General features: G+C 51.9%; 22 protein-coding genes and 1 pseudogene. All 23 read right to left on the minus strand.

Annotation, left to right across the window (positions count from 1 at the left end):
* Positions 1 to 9 precede the first annotated feature (9 nt).
* A complete protein-coding gene (gene rpsC / locus BQ7483_RS13610) occupies positions 10 to 741 on the minus strand; it encodes a 30S ribosomal protein S3 (protein WP_072546284.1) in 732 nt (243 codons plus the stop codon).
* Positions 742 to 746: 5 nt separating this feature from the next.
* A complete protein-coding gene (gene rplV / locus BQ7483_RS13615) occupies positions 747 to 1,157 on the minus strand; it encodes a 50S ribosomal protein L22 (RefSeq protein WP_004291236.1) in 411 nt (136 codons plus the stop codon).
* 36 nt (positions 1,158 to 1,193) lie between these two features.
* A complete protein-coding gene (gene rpsS / locus BQ7483_RS13620; protein WP_002558070.1) occupies positions 1,194 to 1,463 on the minus strand; it encodes a 30S ribosomal protein S19 in 270 nt (89 codons plus the stop codon).
* Between the two features lie 20 nt (positions 1,464 to 1,483).
* Complete coding sequence (rplB, locus tag BQ7483_RS13625; protein WP_022020054.1) at positions 1,484 to 2,308, minus strand: 50S ribosomal protein L2; 825 nt, start codon at positions 2,306 to 2,308, stop codon at positions 1,484 to 1,486.
* A gap of 5 nt (positions 2,309 to 2,313) precedes the next feature.
* A complete protein-coding gene (gene rplW / locus BQ7483_RS13630; RefSeq protein ID WP_022020055.1) occupies positions 2,314 to 2,607 on the minus strand; it encodes a 50S ribosomal protein L23 in 294 nt (97 codons plus the stop codon).
* 22 nt (positions 2,608 to 2,629) lie between these two features.
* Positions 2,630 to 3,256 carry a 50S ribosomal protein L4 gene (gene rplD, locus BQ7483_RS13635; protein ID WP_022020056.1) on the minus strand — a complete coding sequence of 209 codons (627 nt, stop codon included), beginning with the start codon at positions 3,254 to 3,256 and terminating at the stop codon, positions 2,630 to 2,632.
* Positions 3,256 to 3,873 carry a 50S ribosomal protein L3 gene (rplC, locus tag BQ7483_RS13640; protein WP_072546285.1) on the minus strand — a complete coding sequence of 206 codons (618 nt, stop codon included), beginning with the start codon at positions 3,871 to 3,873 and terminating at the stop codon, positions 3,256 to 3,258. Before rplC ends, rplD begins: the two co-directional genes overlap by 1 nt.
* 23 nt (positions 3,874 to 3,896) lie before the next feature.
* Positions 3,897 to 4,202, minus strand: a complete 306-nt coding sequence (gene rpsJ, locus BQ7483_RS13645) for a 30S ribosomal protein S10 (protein WP_004291244.1) — start codon at positions 4,200 to 4,202, stop codon at positions 3,897 to 3,899.
* 85 nt (positions 4,203 to 4,287) lie between these two features.
* Positions 4,288 to 6,405: an elongation factor G gene (fusA, locus tag BQ7483_RS13650; protein ID WP_072546286.1), complete on the minus strand. Its 2,118-nt coding sequence runs from the start codon at positions 6,403 to 6,405 to the stop codon at positions 4,288 to 4,290.
* Between the two features lie 33 nt (positions 6,406 to 6,438).
* Positions 6,439 to 6,915: a 30S ribosomal protein S7 gene (gene rpsG, locus BQ7483_RS13655; RefSeq protein WP_022020060.1), complete on the minus strand. Its 477-nt coding sequence runs from the start codon at positions 6,913 to 6,915 to the stop codon at positions 6,439 to 6,441.
* Positions 6,916 to 7,066: 151 nt separating this feature from the next.
* Positions 7,067 to 7,468, minus strand: a complete 402-nt coding sequence (gene rpsL, locus BQ7483_RS13660) for a 30S ribosomal protein S12 (protein ID WP_022020061.1) — start codon at positions 7,466 to 7,468, stop codon at positions 7,067 to 7,069.
* A 162-nt stretch (positions 7,469 to 7,630) separates the two neighbouring features.
* Complete coding sequence (locus BQ7483_RS13665) at positions 7,631 to 7,942, minus strand: DUF3467 domain-containing protein (RefSeq protein WP_072546287.1); 312 nt, start codon at positions 7,940 to 7,942, stop codon at positions 7,631 to 7,633.
* A gap of 38 nt (positions 7,943 to 7,980) precedes the next feature.
* Complete coding sequence (locus tag BQ7483_RS13670) at positions 7,981 to 10,305, minus strand: family 20 glycosylhydrolase (RefSeq protein WP_072546288.1); 2,325 nt, start codon at positions 10,303 to 10,305, stop codon at positions 7,981 to 7,983.
* A gap of 30 nt (positions 10,306 to 10,335) precedes the next feature.
* Positions 10,336 to 11,109 carry a glycoside hydrolase family 16 protein gene (locus BQ7483_RS13675; RefSeq protein WP_083535748.1) on the minus strand — a complete coding sequence of 258 codons (774 nt, stop codon included), beginning with the start codon at positions 11,107 to 11,109 and terminating at the stop codon, positions 10,336 to 10,338.
* Positions 11,110 to 11,247: 138 nt separating this feature from the next.
* Positions 11,248 to 13,248 (minus strand): RagB/SusD family nutrient uptake outer membrane protein, encoded by a 2,001-nt coding sequence (locus BQ7483_RS13680; RefSeq protein ID WP_072546289.1) that lies wholly within the window; start codon positions 13,246 to 13,248, stop codon positions 11,248 to 11,250.
* An 11-nt stretch (positions 13,249 to 13,259) separates the two neighbouring features.
* Complete coding sequence (locus BQ7483_RS13685) at positions 13,260 to 16,484, minus strand: SusC/RagA family TonB-linked outer membrane protein (protein ID WP_072546290.1); 3,225 nt, start codon at positions 16,482 to 16,484, stop codon at positions 13,260 to 13,262.
* A 571-nt stretch (positions 16,485 to 17,055) separates the two neighbouring features.
* Positions 17,056 to 17,178 carry a smalltalk protein gene (locus BQ7483_RS17760; protein WP_154673575.1) on the minus strand — a complete coding sequence of 41 codons (123 nt, stop codon included), beginning with the start codon at positions 17,176 to 17,178 and terminating at the stop codon, positions 17,056 to 17,058.
* Between the two features lie 164 nt (positions 17,179 to 17,342).
* Positions 17,343 to 17,843: an HU family DNA-binding protein gene (locus tag BQ7483_RS13700; RefSeq protein WP_072546293.1), complete on the minus strand. Its 501-nt coding sequence runs from the start codon at positions 17,841 to 17,843 to the stop codon at positions 17,343 to 17,345.
* A 167-nt stretch (positions 17,844 to 18,010) separates the two neighbouring features.
* Complete coding sequence (locus BQ7483_RS18195; protein ID WP_262493925.1) at positions 18,011 to 18,622, minus strand: alkaline phosphatase family protein; 612 nt, start codon at positions 18,620 to 18,622, stop codon at positions 18,011 to 18,013.
* Positions 18,623 to 18,624: 2 nt separating this feature from the next.
* Positions 18,625 to 19,146 (minus strand): alkaline phosphatase family protein, encoded by a 522-nt coding sequence (locus BQ7483_RS18200; RefSeq protein WP_262493926.1) that lies wholly within the window; start codon positions 19,144 to 19,146, stop codon positions 18,625 to 18,627.
* A gap of 109 nt (positions 19,147 to 19,255) precedes the next feature.
* Entirely contained in the window at positions 19,256 to 22,549 is a 3,294-nt protein-coding gene (locus tag BQ7483_RS13710) for a TonB-dependent receptor domain-containing protein (RefSeq protein ID WP_072546294.1), read from the minus strand.
* A gap of 608 nt (positions 22,550 to 23,157) precedes the next feature.
* Complete coding sequence (locus tag BQ7483_RS13715) at positions 23,158 to 23,424, minus strand: DUF4248 domain-containing protein (RefSeq protein ID WP_235847368.1); 267 nt, start codon at positions 23,422 to 23,424, stop codon at positions 23,158 to 23,160.
* A 250-nt stretch (positions 23,425 to 23,674) separates the two neighbouring features.
* Positions 23,675 to 23,987: pseudogene (locus BQ7483_RS17830) on the minus strand (DUF3874 domain-containing protein); the annotation flags it as partial.

Raw genomic sequence — 23,987 nt, forward strand, 5'->3', positions numbered from 1 at the left:
CAAATTCGTTTAGCGATTATTTTTCTTTCTTTTGAAGTTCTTTCCGCCATTGTTTCCGCTATTGCTTCCACGGCCACTTTCCTTGGTTTGTGTAAAGTTCGGAGCCAATTCTCTCTTGCCATAAACTTCACCTCTGCAGATCCAAACTTTGATACCGAGAAGACCGACCTTGGTCAACGCTTCCGTGTGACAGTAGTCGATGTCAGCTCTGAAAGTGTGCAACGGAGTTCTTCCTTCCTTATACATTTCAGAACGAGCCATTTCGGCACCATTCAGACGTCCTGAAATCAAAACTTTGATACCCTCAGCGCCCATACGCATCGTGTTGGCGATAGCCATCTTGATAGCGCGGCGATAAGCGATTTTGCCCTCTACCTGGCGAGCGATGTTATTAGCCACGATAACTGCATCGAGCTCAGGTCTTTTCACTTCGAAGATGTTAATCTGAATATCCTTATCGGTAACCTTCTTCAACTCTTCCTTCAGCTTGTCAACTTCCTGGCCACCCTTACCGATAATGATACCCGGACGTGCAGTACAAACGGTAATCGTCACGAGTTTCAGCGTACGTTCGATGACAATTCTTGAAACGCTGGCTTTTGCAAGACGAGCATTCAGATATTTGCGGATCTTGCTATCTTCCAGCAAAGAATCACCGTAATTCTTTCCACCATACCAATTGGAATCCCATCCTCTGATAATTCCCAAACGGTTGCTTATTGGATTAACTTTTTGTCCCATTTGCCTTAATTTTGATCTTCGTTATTACTTTTAGAACCAACGAACAATGTTACATGATTAGAACGCTTGCGGATTCTGTAACCTCTACCCTGCGGAGCCGGACGCATTCTTTTCAGCGTAGCACCACCATCAACAAAAATCTTGGTTACGAACAGTTCGCCGCTTTCAGCCTTACGTTCGTTTTTCTGCTCCCAGTTAGCGATTGCAGAGCGCAGCAACTTTTCCACTCTGGCTGCAGCCTCTTTCGAAGAGAACTTCAAAACGCCAAGCGCTCTGTTCACTTCCATCCCGCGAATCATGTCAGCCACGAGACGCATCTTACGGGGGGAAGTAGGAACATTTTGCAATTTCGCAAAATACATGGTCTTAAGGGCTTCTTTTCTTTTTTCAGCCGATATTTTTTTTCTTGCTCCCATTATATTATTACTTTATTATTTCAATTGAATCCTGCCTTATTTTTTCTTGTTACCAGCATGACCTCTGAAGGTACGGGTCGGAGCGAATTCGCCCAGCTTGTGTCCCACCATGTTTTCGGTAACATAAACAGGAATGAATTTATTTCCATTGTGAACTGCAACAGTATGGCCTACAAAATCAGGCGAAATCATTGAAGCTCTGGCCCAGGTCTTAACTACCACTTTCTTGCCCGATTCATTCATGGCAAGCACCTTCTTTTCAAGCTTGACGTTAATATACGGACCTTTTTTTAATGAACGACTCATAATTTTCTCAATTAATCAGGTTACTTCTTTCTTCTCTCAATAATATACTTAGACGATTGTTTCTTCGGAGCTCTTGTCTTAAGACCCTTAGCATACAATCCCTTGCGAGATCTCGGGTGACCTCCGGAAGCACGTCCTTCACCACCACCCATCGGGTGATCAACCGGGTTCATAACCACACCACGGTTGCGAGGACGACGTCCCAGCCAACGAGAGCGACCAGCCTTACCTGAGCTCTCCAACCCGTGATCCGAGTTACCTACGCTACCGATAGTAGCCTTACAAGTACTGAGAATCTGACGAACCTCACCTGAAGGCAACTTGATAACGCAGTACTTGCCTTCTCTTGAAGTCAACTGAGCGAAGTTACCGGCCGAACGAACCAGAGCGGCACCCTGACCCGGACGCAATTCAATGTTGTGAATTACAGTACCGACCGGAATATTCTGAAGAGGAAGTGCATTTCCAATCTCTGGAGCTGCATTTTCACCTGACATCAAAGTCGCACCAACTTGCAATCCATTGGGAGCAATAATATATCTCTTTTCGCCGTCAGCGTAGAACAACAGAGCGATACGGGCCGAACGGTTCGGATCGTATTCGATTGTCTTCACCACTGCAGGCACACCGTCTTTATTTCTCTTGAAGTCAACGATACGGATTACCTTCTTGTGGCCGCCACCGATGTAACGCATGGTCATCTTACCTTCGTTGTTGCGACCGCCTGAGGATTTCTTACCAAATACAAGAGACTTTTCTGGTACCCGTGCAGTAATTTCTTCGAAAGTACCAATAATTTTATGTCTTTGCCCCGGTGTTGTGGGCTTAAATTTACGTACTGCCATTTGTATTAAATATTGCTATAAAAATCAATAGTATCTCCTTCCTTCAACGTAACGATTGCCTTCTTGTAAGCATTGGTACGTCCGTTGATGAGACCAGCCTTCGTATAGCGGCTCTTGTTCTTGCCGGCATATCTGATCGTATTTACATCAACCACCGTAACGTTGTAAAGGGCTTCAACTTCCTTCTTAATTTCCAACTTGTTAGCATCAGGACGCACAATAAAGCCGAAACGGTTGTTCGACTTATCTGTAATTGCGGTCATCTTCTCTGTCACCAACGGTTTAATAATAAATCCCATTATTTAAGCCTCCTTTTTTAAATTAAGCTAAGATATTGTTGATCGCAGAAAGTGCACTTTCAGTAAACACGACAGTCCCAGCGTCCAATACTCTGTAAGTATTTAACCCTGAGATAGTCTGCACATTAGCGCCCTTTATGTTACGAGCTGACAAATATACGTTTTTATTTGCTTCTGCTAAAACCATGAGCAGCTTTTTGTCAGAAACTTTAAGATTTTTTGTCATTTCCACAAAGTTCTTCGTCTTGGGAGCCTCGAATGCGAAGTCTTCAACAACCATGATCGCATTGTTCTGAGCTTTGTAAGACAAAGCAGACTTACGGGCCAGAGCCTTCACTTTCTTGTTCAGCTTGAAGTAATAGTCACGGGGTTTCGGACCGAAAACGCGACCACCACCAACCAGCACAGGCGAGTTCATGTCACCACGACGTGCACCGCCACCGCCTTTCTGACGGCCGATCTTACGAGTAGATCCGCTGATTTCACTTCTTTCCTTAGACTTGTGAGTACCCTGACGCTGGTTAGCCATGAACTGCTTTACGTCCAAGTAGATGGCATGGTCGTTGGGCTCAATGCCGAAGATAGATTCGTTCAACGCAACCTTTCTTCCGGTGTCTTCACCTTTAATGTTATATACGCTAACTTCCATTATTTTTCAATTATTACGATTGAACCTTTGCAACCGGGGATAGAACCCTTCACCAAGAGGAGGTTGTGCTCCGCGATTACCTTTAATACTTGCAGGTTTTGAACAGTCACTCTGTTACCACCCATCTGTCCGCCCATGCGCATGCCTTTGAAGACCTTTGCAGGGTAAGAACAAGCACCAATAGAACCCGGCTTGCGGGCACGATTGTGCTGACCGTGAGTAGTCTGGCCTACACCACCAAAACCGTGTCTCTTAACGACGCCCTGGAAGCCCTTACCTTTGGAAGTTCCGGCTACGTCGACGAAGTCAGCATCATTGAACAGTTCTACGGTCACTGTGTCACCGAGATTCAGTTCTGTCTCAAATTCTTTGAACTCAGCCAAGTGTTTCTTGGGAGTTACTCCGGCCTTCTTGAAGTGGCCCATCAGCGGTTTCGTGGTATGCTTCTCCTTCTTGTCCTGGAAGCCCAGCTGAACAGCTGCATAGCCATCTTTTTCTACGGTCTTCACTTGAGTAACAACACAAGGACCTGCTTCGATAACAGTGCATGGTACGTTTTTACCCTCGGCACTGAAAACGGATGTCATTCCGATTTTTTTTCCTAATAATCCTGGCATTTCACTAAATTTTTAAAATACACTTACACTTTGATTTCTACTTCCACACCACTCGGCAACTCCAGCTTCATCAGAGCATCGACAGTCTTGGCTGTAGAGCTGTAGATGTCGATCAGTCTCTTGTAAGAAGAGAGTTCGAATTGTTCACGCGACTTCTTGTTTACGAAAGTCGAACGGTTTACAGTAAAGATACGCTTGTGCGTAGGAAGAGGAATGGGACCGCTAACAATGGCGCCCGTCGTCTTCACTGTTCTTACAATCTTCTCGGCAGACTTGTCAACCAAGTTGTGGTCGTAAGATTTCAATTTGATTCTAATTTTTTGACTCATCAGTGTTTATTGTTAAACTTGTTATTAAATGGAGAAGCACCGCAGGTTAAGAGTCATACGCTAACCTGCGGGCTTCAGAATTTCATTAAAGGAGTTCGGAGTGTCCCTTCACCTCATCGAGCACAGCCTTCGCGATGGAAGTGGATACCTGTGCGTGGTGGTCGTAAGACATGGAGGAAGTGGCACGGCCGGAAGTGATGGTACGCAGAGCTGTTACATAACCGAACATTTCTGCCAGCGGAACCATGGCCTTCACGATGCGGGCACCGGAGCGGCTCGATTCCATACCTTCTACCTGGCCACGACGCTTGTTCAAGTCGCCGATAACATCACCCATGTTTTCTTCGGGAGTTACAACCTCCAGCTTCATGATCGGCTCCATCAGCACAGGACCGGCCTTGGCGCAGGCGTTCTTGTAAGCCTGGATGGCGCAGATTTCGAATGACAGCTGGTCGGAGTCTACCGGGTGGAACGAACCGTCGAGCAGTGTCACCTTCAGGCTGTCCATCGGGAAGCCGGCCAGTACACCGTTCTTCATGGCAGTCTGGAAGCCCTTCTGTACAGAGGGGATAAATTCCTTCGGAATGTTACCGCCAGTCACCTCGTTGATGAACTGCAGGCCGCCTTCCTTGAAGTCTTCGTCTACCGGACCTACGTTGACGATGATGTCGGCAAACTTACCACGACCACCGGACTGCTTCTTGTAAACCTCGCGGAGGTTGACAGTCTTCGTGATGGCTTCCTTGTAGTTCACCTGGGGCTTACCCTGGTTACATTCAACCTTGAACTCACGTTTCAGACGGTCGATGATGATATCCAGGTGAAGCTCACCCATACCGGAGATAACCGTCTGACCGGTCTGCTCGTCAGTACGTACCGTGAAGGTCGGGTCTTCTTCAGCCAGCTTGGCCAGACCGTTGGCCAGCTTGTCCATATCTTTCTGAGTCTTGGGCTCAACGGCGATACCGATAACGGGATCGGGGAAGTCCATGGACTCGAGTACGATCGGAGCATCTTCGTCGCAGAGGGTATCACCCGTGCGGATATCCTTGAAACCTACACCGGCACCGATATCACCGGCGCTGATCACGTCTACCGGGTTCTGCTTGTTGGAGTGCATCTGGAACAGACGGGAAACGCGTTCCTTCTTGCCCGAACGGCTGTTGTAGATGTAGGAACCTGCTTCGATCTTACCGGAATATACACGGAAGAATGTCAGACGGCCTACATAGGGGTCGGTAGCGATCTTGAAGGCCAGAGCAGCGGTCTTCTCATCCTCATCCGGCTTGCGGTCTTCCTCAGCACCGGTCGTGGGGTTCGTACCGATGATGTTCGGAGTATCCAGCGGAGACGGCAGGAAGGCGCAAACATAGTCGAGCAGTGTCTGCACACCCTTGTTCTTGAACGAAGAACCGCACAGCATCGGAACGATTTCCATCTTCAGGGTTCCGGCACGCAGGGCGCGCAGGATTTCCTCGTCCGTGATGGTTGTGGGATCGTCGAAGTATTTCTCCATCAGTGACTCGTCGAACTCAGCTACCTTCTCGAGCATCTTGTCGCGCCATTCCTGAGCTTCGTCAACCAGGTTGGCGGGGATGTCGTCGATTTCATAGTCGGCGCCCAGCGTCTCGTCGTGCCAGTAGATGGCTTTCATCTTGATCAGGTCGACAACGCCCTTGAAGTTTTCTTCGGCACCGATAGGAATAACTACCGGACACGGATTGGCGCCCAGCACGTCCTTCATCTGGCGAACCACTTCGAAGAAGTCGGCACCCGAACGGTCCATCTTGTTCACATAGCCGATACGGGGAACGTTGTACTTGTCAGCCTGGCGCCATACGGTTTCAGACTGCGGTTCAACGCCACCTACTGCACAGTAGGTTGCAACGGCACCGTCGAGCACACGCAGCGAACGCTCTACCTCAGCGGTAAAGTCCACGTGTCCCGGAGTATCAATCAAGTTGATTTTATACTTGTTACCTGCATAGTTCCAATAAGTGGTCGTAGCAGCGGAAGTAATCGTGATACCACGTTCCTGCTCCTGTTCCATCCAGTCCATCGTAGCAGCTCCGTCGTGTACTTCACCGATCTTGTGCGTCAAACCAGTATAATACAGAATACGTTCTGATGTCGTGGTTTTACCAGCATCGATGTGAGCCATGATACCGATGTTACGGGTCAAATGCAAATCATGTTTAGCCATTTTAAATCCTTCTTGCTTAATTGTTATACTTGATTAGAATCTGAAGTGAGCAAAAGCACGGTTAGCTTCAGCCATTCTGTGCATATCTTCCTTGCGCTTGAATGCACCGCCCTGTTCGTTGTAGGCGTCCATGATTTCAGCAGCCAGCTTGTCAGCCATAGACTTGCCGCCACGCTTGCGGGCGAAGATGATCAGATTTTTCATTGAGATGGACTCTTTGCGGTCGGGACGGATTTCTGTCGGAACCTGGAAAGTGGCACCACCTACACGGCGAGACTTCACTTCCACCTGGGGAGTCACATTGTCCAGAGCTTTCTTCCAGATCTCCAGAGCGGACTTTTCTTCGTTTTGCATTTTGTTCTTCACCGTTTCCAGAGCAGCGTAGAAGATTTCATAAGAAGTGTTCTTCTTGCCGTCGTACATCAGGTGGTTGACGAACTTCGATACTTTCACATCGTTGAACACGGGATCCGGCAGGATAACGCGTTTTTTGGGTTTTGCTTTTCTCATTTTCTTGAAAGAATAATGTTTTTCGTTCTTGGTTGTCTACTTCTGTCTTCTTCAACCCGCCCACCGGCAGGTTTACTCAACCTTTAGCATCTGTCCAAGCAAACTAAAACGTAATTTTTACTTTACTTTTTGTTGTTTCGGTTATTGTTCCTTATTTCTTCTTTGCAGGAGCAGCCTGTCCCGGTTTCGGACGCTTTGCACCGTATTTGGAACGTCTTTGCGTACGGCCTGCTACGCCGGCAGTATCCAATGTACCGCGAACGATGTGGTAACGTACACCCGGAAGGTCCTTTACACGACCGCCGCGTACCAGTACGATGGAGTGTTCCTGCAGGTTGTGACCCTCACCCGGGATGTAGGAGTTCACTTCCTTACCGTTGGTCAAACGTACACGAGCTACTTTACGCATAGCTGAATTCGGCTTCTTCGGAGTGGTTGTATACACTCTCACGCAAACGCCACGTCTTTGGGGACATGCATCCAAGGCAGGAGACTTGCTCTTGTCTACCAGCACTTGGCGTCCTTTTCTTACTAATTGCTGAATTGTAGGCATTTTAATTGTTTTTTAGTTATTATATTATTTGTATGAATTTTCGACAATACACTTTTTCGGGCTGCAAAGATACGAATAATATTTGAATTATCAATGCACTACAATATTTTTTTTGATTTTCAGCCGAATAGCCCCTCGCGGGGCTGTTACAGGACGATGACATCAGGCCTCGCCCTGCACGTTTCCCAGCGGAGGAAGGGGACGGTCGTCGGGCATGCGGATGGGGCCGAAGACACGTTCGTACTTGTCGATGTTTTCCTGGAGGGCAAGCAGCAGGCGCTTGGCATGTTCGGGCACGAGGATGACGCGCGACTGCACGCCGGCCTTGGGCATGCCCGGCAGCATGCGGATGAAGTCGAGCACAAACTCCGAGCTGGAGTGGGTGATGATGGCCAGGTTGGCATACGTGCCCTGGGCCACGTCTTCCTTGAGTTCTATCTGTACTTGTCCGTTGTTGTTTTCTGGTTTGTCCATGATTCTATCTGTTTTTAGGGTTAGTTCGTTATACCATGTCAGCGGACGATGACTTCGTCCACATAGATGCGCGAAGGCTGTCCGGGGCGCACGTGGTCGGGCGGGCAGTTGCCGGGCACCTCGAGCGTGAAGCGCACGTAGCGGGCCCGTGTGCCGACCTTCACCTTCAGGTCTTCCACAAAGGTGCCTTCCTTGAAGATGTCGGCGTCCGTGAAGTGCAGGCTGCCGGCCGGGACGAACGTCCGGTTGTCGTCCGACACCTCTACCGTCAGCGTCCGCGGCTTGTGGCAGCCCATGCCGTAGTTGGTGATGCAGCCCACCGCACATTCCGCCACTTCCCGCCGTTCCAGCAGGTCTACCGTGAACGTCAGCGGCCGGGACATCTCCCCGGTATACCACTCAAAGTCGGTCTGCTTCAGGCTGCCGTGCAGGCCGTTCACCAGGATGCCCGCCTGCGGGGGCAGTCCCAGCAGCGGTTTCGCGGTGGCCAGGTTCCATTCCAGCGGCAGTTCCAGCGTCCGGCCCGCCTTCTGCCCGTCGCGGAAGGTGGCACACTTCAGCACGGCGTTTCCGTCCAGCGTCAGCGGACCTTCGTACAGGTCCGAAGCCGCCCCCGGCTCCATGCCGTCGGTCGTATAGCGTATCTCCACATCGGGACGCTCGCACGTCAGTTCCACCTTCAGCGCTCCGCCGGCAGGCGTCACCGCGTGCTGGATGTTGTACATGGAGCGGGCATACAGGATACCCTTGGCCTGCAGGTGTGCCAGGTAGCCGTCCAGCGCGGCAACGAACGAGGGCCAATCCTTGCTGCCCTTGGGCGACCAGGCCACTTCGGCCACAGCTGCCAGACGGGGGAATATCAGGTAGGTGACATCGGACGGATGGTTGCAGAACTCGGTCCACAGGGAGCCCTGCACGCCCATCAGCAGCGGTTCGTACTCCGGCTTCCAGTTTTTCTGCACCGGCTCGTAGGCATAGATGTCCTTCAGCGTATTGTTTCCGAAATAGGTAAGCGGCTCGAACCACTGCGGTCCCTGGTAGCGGATGAGGTACAGCAGGCGGGCGGGCGTCATGACGAAGCGGTGTCCCTGCGCGGCCGCCTTGAGGGCCGCGTTGCCGAAGCCCTGCCAGCCGAAGACCACCACGCCCTCGGGCAGGGTGCTGTTGGTCAGCTCGTCCCAGCCCATCACTTCCTTGCCCTTGTCCTGCACGTAGCGGCTCATGCGACGCATGAAGTAACTCTGCAGCTCTTCTTCGTCGGGCAGGTTCTCGTCCTTCATCCGCTGCTGGCACAGGGGACATTTCTTCCAGTATGTTTTCCGGGCCTCGTCACCGCCCAGGTGGATGTATTTCGAAGGGAACAGCTCGGCCACTTCGTCGATCACTCCTTCCAGGAAGCGGAACGTCTGCTCATTGCCCGCGCAATAGATGATGTCGGCATGGTCGCCGCCCAGTCCGGGCAGCACCCCCACAGGCTTGTCCACCACGGGGCAGGCCAGTTCGGGATAGGCGGCCAGCGCAGCGTTCGAGTGGGCGGGGATGTCTATTTCGGGAATGATTTCCACCTGGCGTTGGCGGGCATAGGCGATGATGTCGCGCATGTCGTCCTGGGTGTAGTATCCGCCCACCGAGGCCGGTTCGCCGAGCTCCGGATTCCGACGGTCGGGGAAGGGCACGTCGTTGCGGTTCACCCGCCAGCTGCCCACCTCGGTGAGCCGCGGGTAGCGCTTGATTTCCAGCCGCCAGCCGTTGTCGTCCGTCAGATGCATGTGAAGTTTGTTGAGCTTGAGCAGGGCCATGCAGTCCACGATCCGCAGCACGTCCTCCTTGGGAATGAAGTAGCGCGCCACGTCCAGCATCAGCCCGCGGTAAGCAAAGCGGGGACTGTCGGTCACGTACATGGCGGGGATGGTCCATTCCGCCCCGGCTACCGGCGCCAGCGACTCGATGGTGGCAGGCAGGGCCAGGCGCAGCGTCTGCAGGGCATAGAACGCGCCGGCATATCCGCCCGCCTCGATACGCACACCGGCCGCGTCCACCTGCAGGCGGTAGGCTTCGGCAGCCAGGTCGTCCGCCCGTTCCAGCCGGATGTCGCCGTCACCGCCCACAGTCACCTTCAGCGGGAAGCCTGCGGGACGGACGAAAAGCGAACTGAAGTATTCGGCCAGCGGCTTCAGTCCTTCGTCGCCGACCGACACGACGGTCGACGGCGTGATGCGGAACGTTCCCGCGACTGCGGCTGTCTCCACCGGACGGGGAACAATGCGTACCGGTGCCGGTTCCTGGGCCCGCAACGGGCCGGTGAGCAGGCATGCCGATACCCATAGCACCAGCATCCGACGGGTGATTTTTTTCTTTTCCATATTTTATCTAAGTTTGACTAACTTGAAAAATCATTTCCATTGGTAATATCTGACCCAATCCACCAGCATTTCGACAGGCAGATCGTCCGCATCCACAGCGCCGACCCATTGTCCTCCCAACTGCATATCAATCAACAGGTACTGAGACACATCGAACGGGAACTGACCTTTTTTATCCGTTTCAATCTTCGGATAACAGAAGGTGCGAATGCCATTCACATAAAACACCACACTGTCCGGCCAAACAGCCACACCGTAGGTATTAAAGTCGTTAGGGTCGATCCCTGCAGTCGTACTATGAGCCGGACAATCCTTTATTCCCAAATCATACGTATAATGGGAATGCACCGTCTGATAAACAATCGTATCATGATTCAATCGTTCCATCAAATCAATCTCACCATCATGTGGCCAACCGGCACGCCGTTCAAAAGGTAGCATCCAAATAGCCGGCCATGCACCGCGTGCCGCCTGCAACTTGGCCCGCACCTCAACCCTGCCTCCCTTAAAGGCATATTTTCCCTTCGTCCAGATTCCGCCGGTCAGAAAAGCAGCGGTGTCTTTCGACCGGTCGTCATTCACGATGCCCTTCAGATGGAGAATTCCATCCTTCAGTTCCATACACCGTTCATCCAACGACTGCGTATTAGCCCAATCGGCCTGTCCTCGGGGAATACGGCTCCATACGGTCGTATCAAGACTTTCGCCATCAAAGTTATCCTCCCACACAAGTTTCCAGCAGGGATCATGCGAACAGGATACCAGACACAACGTACATAACAATCCCATTACAAAGATATTCATCTTTTCCATATATAAAAAACAAAATAGCATCATACAAGAGCAGGCACCAACCACACAGACTGCCATAACTCAAAAATCCGTGCGATTCGTGCCTGCAAAAGAGTCAGATGTCAAAAATCCGACCTTTCCATCCTTACCTTACTCTATTGCGGTTCCATCAATCTCTGTAGGCCAGTAAGGATTCTGGTAGATTACCGAATTGTCAACAGAATTATCGGGAGAAGCCAATTTAATTTCGTTAACAGCTATCGGACTAAGATAATTAGCTTTAGCCCATGTAAAGCCGTCATAAACAGCATTGTTGGCTTTCACCTTAGCAAACGGACGGACATATTTCGAAACAAGTCTTGATGACATATTAGCCGTCGGGCTGTTCGGGTCATCATTGATTTCGTCCGTACCTTCAGGCAGTTCATAGGTCTTATAAGCCTCATCCCAGAAGTTGTAGCCCTCAGGAATAAACTTAGTGGTCAGCAAGGCATCCCATGCTCTCCACCTGATCAGGTCATCCCAACGCATTCCTTCGCCGATAAACTCGCAACGGCGTTCACGGCGGATATTATACAACGTTGCATCTACTTCATATCCGCCCGGATGAGCCGCCAGGTCGGTTTCCTGAGCCAAATCCGTATTATTGATAGAGTTAGTATAATCCGGATTGATACCGGCACGTGTTCTGACAGCTTTCCAATATTGAGCAGCCTTTCCGTCTACCTTACCGTTCTTAACATAATAGGCTTCCAAATAATTCAGATAAGCTTCCACCGCACGGAAGATGATACATCCCGTTGTAGACGAGCTTTGACCTGAAACAATCTGATTTTTATCATAGGTCAGACATTTGCGGATGCGGTATCCGGTCTGGTCTATTGTCTGTGCTTCAGTACTAATAACGTTCGGCTGCGCAAAGGCTTTGAAGGTGCCGTCTTCCGTGTTTTTGGAAGGCAACATATCGTCCTCACCGAACAAGAAAAGTTGCAAACGTAGATCTCTGTTAGCTTTCACATCCATAATACGTTTGTCTCCCTTATAATCATTAGACTTATAGTAAGGCAAACCGTCTTCCATTACAAAACAATCTACAAAGCTTTTCAACATACCGTTGTTTCCACCACTATAGATATAAGCCGGTGTACCGTGCGAAATAGCCACATCACCCGAAATCAGATAGTCCTTCCAGAACAACACTTCCGGATAAACGCTCATGTCTTCTGCTGCGAACATCTCGAAATAAGGATTCCAGTTAGTTATGGCACTCGGTCCGGTCGGATTGGTCAAACCGGTATTTTCAGTCAGTTGGATCTTATCGGCCACCTGCTCTGCCGCAGCCATCGCCTGGTCAAGGAACCAATTGATTTCCTGATCGATGTCGGTCGAATAGTTGGGATACACCTTCTTACCCGGCCAGTTGGCATCGCCCGGCACACGGCCCGTACCCCGATGATACTTTTCAAAAGTAGCCTCATACAAAGCCACGCGTGACTTCACCAACAAAGCACAGTCTCGTGTAAGACGGGTTTTGTTTCCAGAAATATCCTCTTGCATGTACATGGCTGCAGAGTCCAGCTGGCTGATAATGAAACGGGCTACCTCATTGCGCGGACGACGAGCCGAATGGGCTATCAATTCGTCCTTTACGTCAGGCAGAACCTTGGTTACGATAGGAAAATCACCAAATGTCTTGAGTTTACTGTAGTAAACCCATGCACGGATGAAATACATTTCACCGATATAATGACGGATCACGTCATCGCCACCGGTTATCAGCCCGGCTTCATACTTAGGAATCACTGTTTCGAAGAAGTAGTTACAGTAACGGATCTGCGAAAAATCCCATCCGCCCGTATTGGGCACACGCCACTGCCCTTTCTCAAAATAAGCCGAACTATATCCGCCAGCCACCATATTATCGGTGTTCTTATCATTGTTTACAGTACCGGCACCGAACCCACTATGCGTAGAAAACAAACCGTTATACTGAGAAATACAGTATGCTCCAACCTGGTCAGCAGTACTGAAGTATTCTCCTGGAGTCACCTGATCCAGCGGTTTCATGTCCAAAAAGTCATTGCACGAAGAAGTCGCAAGCAGTCCTCCGACAAGCGCCATTGTGTTCAAAAATATATTTTTCAGTTTCATAAGTAAGCAAATTAGAAGTTAACATTCAAACCTACAGATATCGTACGCTGCAACGGATAAAGTTTACCGTTGTTTGCATCATAGGTACTTTCCAAAGCTTCCGGGTCAAAGATCTTGGACATGTGCGAGAATGTGAACAAGTTATCACCGGAAATGTATACACGTACTGAAGACATGCCAGCCTTATCAGTCCAAGCCTTCGGCAACGTATAGCCTACTTGCAAGTTCTTGATACGGCAATAGGCAGCATTCTGCAGATAACGGCTCTGTGCACGCATATTTTTACTATCATTCCTTATTACACGCGGATAGTAAGCATCGGTGTTGGCACCCAAGGGGTCACCTTCCGGACGCCAGAAATCCCAATGTTCCTTGAAACCAGTAGCTTGCCACATACCTACACCGTTAGCGCCCCAGAAGTAGGGACCATTCATCAAATAGTCGCGCTTAGCCACGCCCTGGAAGAAAACACGGAAGTCAATGCCTTTCCAGGCAGCATCCAGCGTAACACCATATTTGAATCGCGGCGTACTGTTACCGATCACCTTGCGGTCACCAGAATTATCAGCTGTATTGTCAGCATTCGAAATGACACCATTGCCGTCGAGATCGGCATACATGATATCACCGGCCCCCCACTTGCTACCCAACGAAGACTGGTCTACCTTAGCCAGATGAGCGTCCATTTCTTCTTGCGTCTGAGCAATACCTACTGTTTCATATCCCCAGATTTCACCCAACTTCTTGCCCGGATAATAAGGCTGCGAGAGCTTTAGATTTTCATTCGGATAGTCCGTAATCTTCTGCTGGTCGTCGGCCAATGTAAATTTCGCGCCATAGGAGAAGTCACCAATCTGATCTCTCCAGCCCAATTCAAACTCAAAACCATAAGACTTCATGTCAGCATTGTTGATTTTCGGAGGAGTAGCACCCAGAATCGATGGAAGTTCAGGAGCCGGACCAATCATGTCATACGTCCAACGTACGAAGTAGTCGAACGAACCGGTCAATCGGTTGTTGAAGAAAGCCCAGTCCAAACCGATGTCCCACGTTTCAATGGTTTCCCACGTTTTCAATGTAGATACGATGCCCGGCAATGAAGCATAGTTAGGACGTACACCGTTAACCAACCAATTGTAGTTCGATCCCTGAGGCATTGTCTGGTAGAACGGATACCAGGCATCATTGGTATTCGTATTACCCAACTGTCCCCAAGATCCACGTACTTTCAGCATGTTCATATTAGCCTTTTCAGCAATACCAGCAAAGAATTCTTCATTCACCACGTTCCAACCCAAAGAGAAGGAAGGGAAGAAACCCCAGCGCTTATCGCCAATAAAACGGGAAGAACCATCGTAACGTCCGTTCACCTCCACCATATAGCGGTCTTTGTAACTATAGTTGATACGCCCGAAGAAACCGGCTACACCATTGTGGGCATAGCCACCCGAAGTCGTCGGAGATTCTGTAGCTGTATTCAGTGTTGGAACAGAATTAGAAATCAAAGTATTCTTCTGCCCTGTTAGATTTGCAGTCTTATACAATTCAGAATTGAAACCAACCATTACTTTAAAATAATGGCCACTATCGAATTCTTTGAAATAGTCCGTATAAATATTAGTACTGTAATAATTTTCTTTATACGAATATTCATTGACTCTGGAAGCACCTGCTGCATAGGAACCACCTCCATCCCAAGAAACAGCATACGGATTGCCATCTACATCGTGAGCATAAACTGGCAATACTTCCCAATGTTGACGCGTGTTAGTAGTTCTCAAAGCACCCTCCAAATGAATCGTCCAATTCTTGATCGGCTCGAAAATCAATTGTAACTGCTGTGTGTTCAAATCCTTTTCATTGCGCTGTTTACCACCGTCTTCCAGCTGAATAATTTCCATACCGTCCATCGGATAGCCGTTCGGATCGTATGCAGGACAAGTCGGCCAGCGCCGTGCAATATTATGGAAGAACAAACCGGTCAAATAAGACGGGCGTTCAAAGTTCTCGCGCGTCCATTTGGTAGAATAGCTCACCTTGAACCAATCGGTCACGCTAGCCGTAATGTTGCTGTTCACAGTATAGCGCTGCAGATTGTCATCGCCATGACGCAACAAACCGTTCTGATCCATAAAGCTACCGCTCAATGTATACTGGATTTTCTCCGTACCACCAGCGATACTTACATTATGCTCCTGCGAAGGCACCCAGTCATTATAAAATTCCTTAAACCAGTCCGTATTGGCATTGGAACCCGTATAATTATTCCAGCGTCTGGTAGTCTCATTAATGGTACATACCGTTGTCAGTTTTCCGTCCTGATAATCTTTAATGCGCTGCAAAGCTTCTGCGCTGAACGGAGCAGCATCACCTCTATTTTCAGCTGCACGATTAAAATATTGTGCGAAGGTATAGGAGTCCATCATTTCAGGAACCGTAACAGCATCACTAAAACGAACATTCACGCCATAATTCACACGTGCCTTACCTGCTTTTCCTTTCTTAGTTTGCACCAAAATTACACCGAATGCAGCACGTGCACCGTAAATAGAAGCAGACGCAGCATCCTTCAGAACAGAAACCGATTCAATATCATTAGGGTTCAGCGAATTAAGACTACCCTCGATACCATCAATCAGAACCAACGGAGAAGAGCCCGAGCCATCACCAATCGTACCGACGCCACGGATATTAAAGCTCATGGAACCATCGAGCGCACCACCTTCGCTTCCTACCGTAAAGTTCAAGCCCGGAACTGTACCTTGCAGTGCCTGGGCTACATTTGTTACAGGACGGGCGGCAAGTACCTTGGAGTCTACCATACCAACAGCACCCGTCACATTGACTTTTTTCTGGGTTCCATAACCCACTACCACAACTTCGTCCAGCGTTTGTGTGTCATCCTTCAAAGTCACCTGCAGAGGAGTTCCATCCCAAACTACCTCGGTAGTCTGGAAACCAATAAACGAGATCTGGATTACAGATCCTTTCTCCACATTAGACAGCTGGAAGTCACCGTCAAGACCTGTCACAGTGCCATTCGTAGTACCTTTCACTACAACAGTAGCACCAATAACGGTTTCACCCAAGGCATCTTTTACAACACCTTTACAAACAGATCCCTGCTGAACTACATTAGATTCTGATACCGCACGACCGGGTATCGCATAAGCCGTTCCCGCACCCACAAGGCTCAAGAACAGCCAAAGGCTAACTGATCTAAAATTTCGGTTCATGATTTTTTATAGATTAAATTTAATATAGCGTCCAACCCTTTCGGGGTGGCTTGTTAGCAAAGTTTCATGCATCACGGTGCAAACATATAAAATATATTTTAATTAAATCTATTTTTCATAAAAATAATTTCTTGTTTGCCTATACTTTTTAAGTATCGGCATAAAAAAACAGCGAAACCAATATGCTGTTTTTCAAAATTACAATGCAAAAAGAGGAAATATATGCCTGAATGGGGAAATTTGAGGTAAGAAAACGTACGGACATAAAAAAAGGGCTCCGCCGAGCCCAACCTTTGTTAACCTTAAATCTAATACTATGAAAAACACATTGCAAAGATACGGAGGTTTCGGTAATTTGCAAATTATGCAAATAAAAAAGCATGTTTTATAACACGTTTTAAAAGAAATATAAATCCATTAACAGACGAGACATCCCGTCAGCCGAATATAGCCGCCGCGTCGAGGCAGGGGCAGGCCTTGGGCGCGGTGCCGGGCAGGTCNATCCGGGTGAGGAGGGCCCGTTCGTCGGGCACCTCCTCGCCGCCTACGGTCAGCGGATAGCGGTCGTCGGTCATGACAGGAAGGGGATAAAGGGTGAACAACTGGTGACGCCAAGCGCCGTCAGGGCGGCGATGGCTGCCTGGATGATGGCCTTCACGATGGAAGTCCAGGTGATTTTCTGGGTAGTAGACATAGAAATGAAGAATGAAGAATGAAGAATGAAGAATGAAGAATTGAGAATGAAGAATAAGGGATCGGGTATGGGTGGGAGTGGCTGGCACGCCGGACACTCCCCACTCATCACTCGTAACTCGTCACTTGTAGCTCGTAGCTCATCACTCGTAGCTCGTAGCTCCCTTACAGCGGGCTTCCCTCCTGATTGCCGTCCTCGCCGGTGCCGGAGGTATCTTCGCCGCCGGAGGTGTCTTCGCCGGCCGGGGCGGAAGTGCCGTTGTACTTCACGAGGCTGATCTTGTCGGGAATGAGGTCGTAGATGCGGCTGTTGTTCACCATCGTGAACGAAGGGCGGAAACCGGGTACGAGGGCCTTCACCAGGGCGGCCGAAGCGTCCTGTTCGGTGCTGACGCTCTTGCCGTTGATGAACCGCAGGTACAGCTTGCCGAAGCCCAGCAGCTCGATGGCGTACCCCTTCTTGAGGTTCTCCACCACGTAGTAGGCATAGCGGTCGAGCACGTTCTTCACGTCGCCGGGGCTGGCGGTCGATTCGGCGGCAATCTGGCGGGCCACATCGTCGGTCGTCAGGGTGCCGTAGCACACGGGGGCAACATTATAGACGGTTTCGCCCCTGCGGTCACCCAACTGGATGACACGCTTCATCACTTTGTAAGCAGTTGGCATAGTTTTTCTGTTTTAGCAGGTTGATATTCCGTTTTTTCTCTCTTGAAAACCGGGGAGGGCGCCTCTCCCCTTTTCCTGCTACAAAGTTAGCGCATGCGCCCGGGGCCGCGGGCGATTGGCGTCGATAAGGGAGGATGAGGAAGGGATTAAATTACAAAGGGAACATGTCAAGGTTCCAGCAGGTCGGACACCTGGCCGACACTGCCGTCGCAGGGCGCAGGCTCGATGCCCAGCAGATGGGCCAGCAGCGGATAGATGCAGGTGTTGTCGAACAGCGCGGTGCGCACATATCCGTGCTTGAAGTCGGGACCTTCGGCCCGGAAGGGCACGCAGAGGTCCGAAGCCGTGGGGTCGAAGCCGTGGTTACCGAGGTTCACCCGTCCGTCTTCGGACACCAGCCAGCCGTTGTCGGGCAGGGCCACGATGGGAGCCACGTTGGGATTGGATCCGTAGCGCAGGTAGGCAGGCACGTCCTCCCGCCGCCACACGCGCAGGTGGGGCACCCGTTCCAGGGCTTTCAGGATGTCGTCCTCGTGACCGGCTTTGGGGAAGATCAGCGTGGGCAGGTCGGCCAGCACGCGCTCGCACCAGTCGGGCTGCAGGTAGTCCGAGAGGCGGATGATGCGTTGGGGCGAGGTCGGCGCCATGCCATGGTCCGAGGTGACGATGAAGTTGATGTCTTCCCCTCCGGGCAGGGCGCGCAGGCGGGCATACAGGTCGGCCAGCAGCAAGTCCAGCCGTTCCACCGCCTGGCGGGGCTCCCGCTGTCTCTTTTTCACATCTAGATGTGTATAAAAGAACGCNGCCGCTCCACCTCGTCGAGGCGCTCGTCGTAGGTCAGCAGGGGTTTCTTGGCATAGTCGTGGTAGTAGTCGGGATACTGTCCCCGGATGGCCACGTCGGAACCGGGCCAGTAGACCACACCCACCTTGACGCCTTGCCGGCGGGCCGTCAGCCAGATAGGCTCGCCGCCGTAGAACGAGCCGTCCTTGCCCGTCACCTTGTCGCCGATGCTGAAGGTGCGGCCCGAAGCCACATCGTAGAAGCGGTTGGCGATGATGCCGTGATGGTCGGGCACCAGGCCCGTGGCCAGCGTGTAGTGGTTGGGGAACGTTTTCGAGGGGAACGAGGGACGCATCACCGCGCGGACGCCTTGGCGGCCCAGCATGTCGAGGAACGGTGTGTCGTACATCTGCGGATAGTCCCAGCGGAAGCCGTCGAGCGACACGATGACCGTCGGATGCCCTGCGGCACACAGGCCGAGGGCCACAAACAGGAACAGGAACAGTACAAACTTTCTCATGGCGCAAATATATAAAAAAGAAAGAGAGCAGCAAAGATACCGCTTTTTCTTCAAGCGCGCGGTTCTGCTGCCCTCTCTTAATTCTCTATTTTCAATTCTCAATTTTCAATTAATTGAAGTAGTACTTCACACCAATCTGCATCTTCCAGCACTGGTCGTAGTTGCGGTTGAACGTCCAGCTGGTGAGCGGCGTGCCGTCGCTGTTCTTGAACATGGAGAAGTAGGGCGTGCCGTTCTCCACCTTGTCCACTTTCAGGATGGCGCCACCGTTGCAGTTGCTCATGTTCTTCTCTACGCCCCACTTGGAGTTGAAGAGATTGCCCACGTTCATGATGTCCACGCTCAGCTGCAGCTTGTTCGTGGTCTTGCCCAGCTTCAGGTCGAAGTCGTGCGCCCAGCGGAAGTCGAAGCGGTGTACCCAGGGAGCGAAGGCGCTGTAGGCCTCGGCATACTCGCCCTTGTGGTTCTTCAGGTAGCTGTCCTGGTTCACGAAGTCCCAGAAGAGCTGACGGTCGCTCTCGTCGGTGAAGTGGATTTCGCTGTCATCCTTGGGGATGTACATCAGGTCGGTGGCGTTGCCGTCGCGGTTGATGTCGTTCGAATAGACGAAGCTGTAGCCCCCGCCGCGATAGCCGGTGTAGAACAGGCTGAAGTGATCCTTATGATATTTGTAGCTGATGGAGGCGATCACACGGTCGGGGATGACGTAGCGCGAGTTCTGCAGCTCCACGTTGTTCGGGCCGTTCACCGTGTAGAGTCCCGACCAAGCCGAAGTGGCGTTGCTGCCCGGCATGCCGGATCTTTCCTTCATCACCGTGTGGGTGTAAGCGGCCATCAGGTAGAGGTTCTTCACCGGTTCGGCGGTAGCCGTCAGGTTAAAGGTCCAGCCGTAGCCCTTGTGGGTGTTGGTCAGCACGCAGGCGTTGGTGAAGTTGTTGTCGCCCACCTTCGTGTAGTAGCGGTAGTCGCTCGGATAGAGGTAGCGGTTGTCGGCACCCTGCAGGCGCTCCCAAGTTTCGTCGATGGGCTTGATGTTATAGTTGTCCAGGATCACGGCGTTCACGTTCTTCGTGTAGGTGAACTCACCGGTCAGGGTCAGCGGGAAGGACACGGGGAGCTGATAGTCCACGGCCAGCGAAGACTTCCACACCTGCGGCATCTTGAAGTCCTTGTCTACGCCGGCCACTTCGGTAGGCACCGTTCCCTGGTCGGGCGTGATGTTCTCCGGCGCGCCGAGCAGCTCGCGGATCTTGTTGACGTCCGTCACCAGTCCGCCGGCAAAGTTCTGCAGACGAGAGTCTGAGGCCGTCACGACACCGTTCTCGTAATTGGTGTCGGCGTGTACCAGGTTCTGCACCATACCCGAGTTGGTCGGCATGTTGGTGAAGAACACCAGCGGCAGACGTCCGGCAAAGAGTCCCGTGCCGCCGCGCACCTTCAGGCGCTTGTCGCCGAAGACGTCCCAAGTGAAGCCGATACGCGGAGAAATCTGTACATTGCCGTCGGGCCAGGCACCGGTGTCGATGTGGCGACCGCCGAAGTCGAGGTCATAGATGGCGTTGTTGCGCATCAGGTCGTCGCTGTTGAAGGAGATCATGTCAAAGCGGATACCGCCCGTCAGTTTCAGGTTCTCCAGGATGTTCCATTCGTCCTGGGCATAAAGGCCGTACTGGTTGAACACCACTTCAGCGTTCGGGTTGGTCTCGCCGCCGTAGCCGTAAGCCAGACCTACAGTCTCGGGAGCCGCACCGTTCAGGAAGTCGTCCAGCGAACGGTAGCGGTAATAACCCGTACCGCCACGCATGTAGGCGTTGTTGGCCAGCTGGTGCTCGTAGCTGAAGCCCGCGGTGATCTTGTGCTCGCCGGCATAGTAGGTAAAGTTGTCGGTCACGGTGAACACCTTGTTCTGCACGCGGTTGTTGTGAGAGAACAGCTCGTAGCCCAAGCTCATGTAGGGCGTCAGGCTCTGGGTCACCGTCCCGTCGGCCGCCGTCTCATAGCCGCCCATGATGTCGATGAAGGGGAAAGGCGAGGAGTTGGAGCCGCGCGTGTCGTCGATGTTCGTGTAGGTGAACAGCAGCTGGTTGGAAATCTTGTCGCCGAAGCGGCTGTTCAGGTCGGCCGAGATGGTGCTCACCTTGTTGTCTATGGAGTACATCGAGTTGGCGAAAGCCATGGAGTACTGCGACAGGCGGTCCATACCGCGCAGGCGATAGCCCGTGTCGCTGGAGTTACCGTTCACGGGGTTCCAAGCCGTGTTCTTCGTATAGTTGTAGCGCACGGCCAGGCGATGGTCGTCGTTGATGTTCCAGTCGATGCGGCCCAGCAGCTTCAGGTTGCTCTCGTCGGCGGGGAAGTCCGTGAAGGAGCCCGTGTCGTAGCCGTAGCGCTCCATCATGAAGTCGCGCACGCGCTGCATGTCGGCCACGGTGGTGCGGGAGATGTAGTTGTCCGGATCGGCCACACCGTCCTCCGACGCGCGCCAGCGGTTGATGACCGACGGGATCTTGACATACTCGGCGTTGGCGAAGAAGAAGAGCTTGTTCTTCACAATCGGTCCGCCCAGGGTGAAACCGTAGGTCGTGTTGCGGTTCGTGCCGCGCTCGCCCAGGTCGGCGTTGTCCACGCGGTTACCGTGCATGTTCTCGTTGTTGTGGTAGACGTAGGCCGTTCCCTTGAACGTGTTCGTACCGGACTTGGTCACGGCGTTGATACCGCCGCCGATGAAGTTGGTCTGGCGCACGTCAAACGGGGTCACCACCACCTGCACCTCGTCGATGGCGTCCATCGAGATGGGCGTGCCGCCGCCGGGCAGGCTGGACGAAAGTCCGAAGTTATTGTTCAGGTTGGCGCCGTCCAGCGTGAAGTTGGTCGAGCGGCCGTCACCTCCGGCAAAGCCCATGCCGTTGGCGTAGGGCGAGAGGCGCACGATGTCTGAGATGCTGCGGCTCACGGTAGGCAGGGCCGTCAGCTGCGTGTTCGAGATGTTGGTTGTCGCACCGGTCTTTTCGGCGGCAAACTTGGAACGGGTACCCGTCACAACTACCTCGCCCAGCTCGGTGATGTCCTCCGTCATAGTGACGTTGAGGTTGTAGGTCTCACCCAGCTGGAGGGTGATGTCCTCGATAACACTGTCGGCAAATCCGACATAGGTAATCTTCACTTCGTAGGGTCCGCCCACACGCATACCCTGGATGGCCCAGCGGCCGTCCACGTTGGTCACGGCGTTGTACGTCGTTCCCGAAGGTTTGTGAACGACCCGTACCAGGGCACTGATGATGTCCTCGCCCTGCTTGTCGGCCACGTGTCCGGCCATTGCCGACGTGGTCACCTGGGCGTTCACTGTCGCCGCCACAACCAGCAGGAGGGCAGCAAAAAAGAATAATCGCATCTGTTTTACCATAGCGTTTCTGTTTTTAATAGAAATTTGTTTATGTTCTGAATTCGCCGCGAAATTACTAAAAAAGGCAAAGAGGGATGTTACAAACCGATGAAAGATGCAGGCAGGTGCCGTCCGCCAAGCCCCACGCGATGCTCCCTCCCGTCATCCGGGAACAGGAGACACGGACGAAGCACGGCCTGACAGTCCAAGAAAGTACGGCCTTATGGGATAACGCAGCACTTCCTGAGTACCCGACGAAGCACGGCGTGACACCCCGAGGAAGTGCTGCGTCAGGGGGCGACGAAGCACGGCGTCACGGCTCGCCCGCTACGGTTTCAAGCAGCCGACAGGAACCACAAAGACACCATCTTCAGGCCGACGGTAGGCATACTCGCCCGTAGCAGTCAGCACCATTTGGGACCTTCTATCAGTACTGCTCCCTTAGTCCGTAACTTCCGGGCCAACAGGCTGTCCATTATCCGATATCTATAACCTTCCATATTCCATTGATTTACATCAGCAAATATAAAGATTATTCCTAAAATTCGGTAATTTGACATCATATTTTTCGGTAATTCGGCAAAAATTCGTTCGGTTATTCGGCAACTATACACAGGGCGGCTTTCGCGTCACGGCTCGCCCAGATACTCCAGGATGAGACGGGCCTCGCGGACGGTGAGGTTGCGGCGCTTGTCGAAGGGGGTGCCGCCCCGCGTCAGCTCGGCGTAGAGCGGACGGCAGCGGCGGATCCAGGAGGGGAGACGGCGGACGGCCTGCTCGGGTTCGGCATCGGGGAAATACTGGCAGGCCAGGGAACGGCGGGTGTAGGTGATGGTTTTCATAATGGAAAATTGAGAATTGAGAATTAATAATGAATAATGAAGAGGATGTAACATCCACCCCTGTAGGGACGCACCACGGTGCGTCCGTGTCCTCCGCATTCGGGTGAGAATCTCGCGGACGCACCGTGGTGCGTCCCTACAGGGGGACAATGTTTTTTCAGCCCCGCCACAGATGCCACAGATACTTTCATAAACTTTTCGGACTTCATTAAATAAATAGGCTGCCTTTAAAGGCAGACCATTTATTTATTTTCTCGCGTAATATTTACGGAATTCACTGTGGCATCTGTGGCACCATTGATAATCAAGAGGTTGCGCCGGCACTTTCATCAAGAAGGTTCTGTTTTTCAGCAGAAGACTCCGGTAAAACGCTGTTCATTTCATCTACAGAACGCTCCACGACCAACCAAAACCGACCGTGGTGAGTCTCCACCTGTTCGAACCCCACCTCCTTCATCGCCCGCCCCACCTGCACGGGGCTGAGCCGCATCGACGCGAAGCGGGCGCAGATCTGCGAGGCCGTCAGGTAGCGGCCCTTCTCCAGCGCCGAGGGGCGGCGGTAGTGGGCCAGGATGAGCTCGCGGGCGGGGTTGGGCGCCTCGAAGCGGCGGTTGCGG

Source organism: Mediterranea massiliensis, assembly GCF_900128475.1.
GTDB lineage: Bacteria > Bacteroidota > Bacteroidia > Bacteroidales > Bacteroidaceae > Bacteroides > Bacteroides massiliensis_E.

Coding starts and splice junctions, on each gene's coding strand:
- BQ7483_RS13715 (WP_235847368.1), bottom strand. CDS start 23,424: ATGTTACATCCTCTTCATTATTCATTATTAATTCTCAATTCTCAATTT.
- rplV (WP_004291236.1), bottom strand. CDS start 1,157: ATGGGAGCAAGAAAAAAAATATCGGCTGAAAAAAGAAAAGAAGCCCTT.
- BQ7483_RS13670 (WP_072546288.1), bottom strand. CDS start 10,305: ATGGAAAAGAAAAAAATCACCCGTCGGATGCTGGTGCTATGGGTATCG.
- BQ7483_RS13685 (WP_072546290.1), bottom strand. CDS start 16,484: ATGAACCGAAATTTTAGATCAGTTAGCCTTTGGCTGTTCTTGAGCCTT.
- rpsC (WP_072546284.1), bottom strand. CDS start 741: ATGGGACAAAAAGTTAATCCAATAAGCAACCGTTTGGGAATTATCAGA.
- BQ7483_RS13710 (WP_072546294.1), bottom strand. CDS start 22,549: ATGGTAAAACAGATGCGATTATTCTTTTTTGCTGCCCTCCTGCTGGTT.
- rpsS (WP_002558070.1), bottom strand. CDS start 1,463: ATGAGTCGTTCATTAAAAAAAGGTCCGTATATTAACGTCAAGCTTGAA.
- rpsJ (WP_004291244.1), bottom strand. CDS start 4,202: ATGAGTCAAAAAATTAGAATCAAATTGAAATCTTACGACCACAACTTG.
- rplW (WP_022020055.1), bottom strand. CDS start 2,607: ATGGGATTTATTATTAAACCGTTGGTGACAGAGAAGATGACCGCAATT.
- fusA (WP_072546286.1), bottom strand. CDS start 6,405: ATGGCTAAACATGATTTGCATTTGACCCGTAACATCGGTATCATGGCT.
- rplB (WP_022020054.1), bottom strand. CDS start 2,308: ATGGCAGTACGTAAATTTAAGCCCACAACACCGGGGCAAAGACATAAA.
- BQ7483_RS13665 (WP_072546287.1), bottom strand. CDS start 7,942: ATGGACAAACCAGAAAACAACAACGGACAAGTACAGATAGAACTCAAG.
- rpsL (WP_022020061.1), bottom strand. CDS start 7,468: ATGCCTACAATTCAGCAATTAGTAAGAAAAGGACGCCAAGTGCTGGTA.
- rplC (WP_072546285.1), bottom strand. CDS start 3,873: ATGCCAGGATTATTAGGAAAAAAAATCGGAATGACATCCGTTTTCAGT.
- rplD (WP_022020056.1), bottom strand. CDS start 3,256: ATGGAAGTTAGCGTATATAACATTAAAGGTGAAGACACCGGAAGAAAG.
- BQ7483_RS13700 (WP_072546293.1), bottom strand. CDS start 17,843: ATGCCAACTGCTTACAAAGTGATGAAGCGTGTCATCCAGTTGGGTGAC.
- BQ7483_RS13680 (WP_072546289.1), bottom strand. CDS start 13,248: ATGAAACTGAAAAATATATTTTTGAACACAATGGCGCTTGTCGGAGGA.
- rpsG (WP_022020060.1), bottom strand. CDS start 6,915: ATGAGAAAAGCAAAACCCAAAAAACGCGTTATCCTGCCGGATCCCGTG.
- BQ7483_RS17760 (WP_154673575.1), bottom strand. CDS start 17,178: ATGTCTACTACCCAGAAAATCACCTGGACTTCCATCGTGAAGGCCATC.
- BQ7483_RS13675 (WP_083535748.1), bottom strand. CDS start 11,109: ATGAATATCTTTGTAATGGGATTGTTATGTACGTTGTGTCTGGTATCC.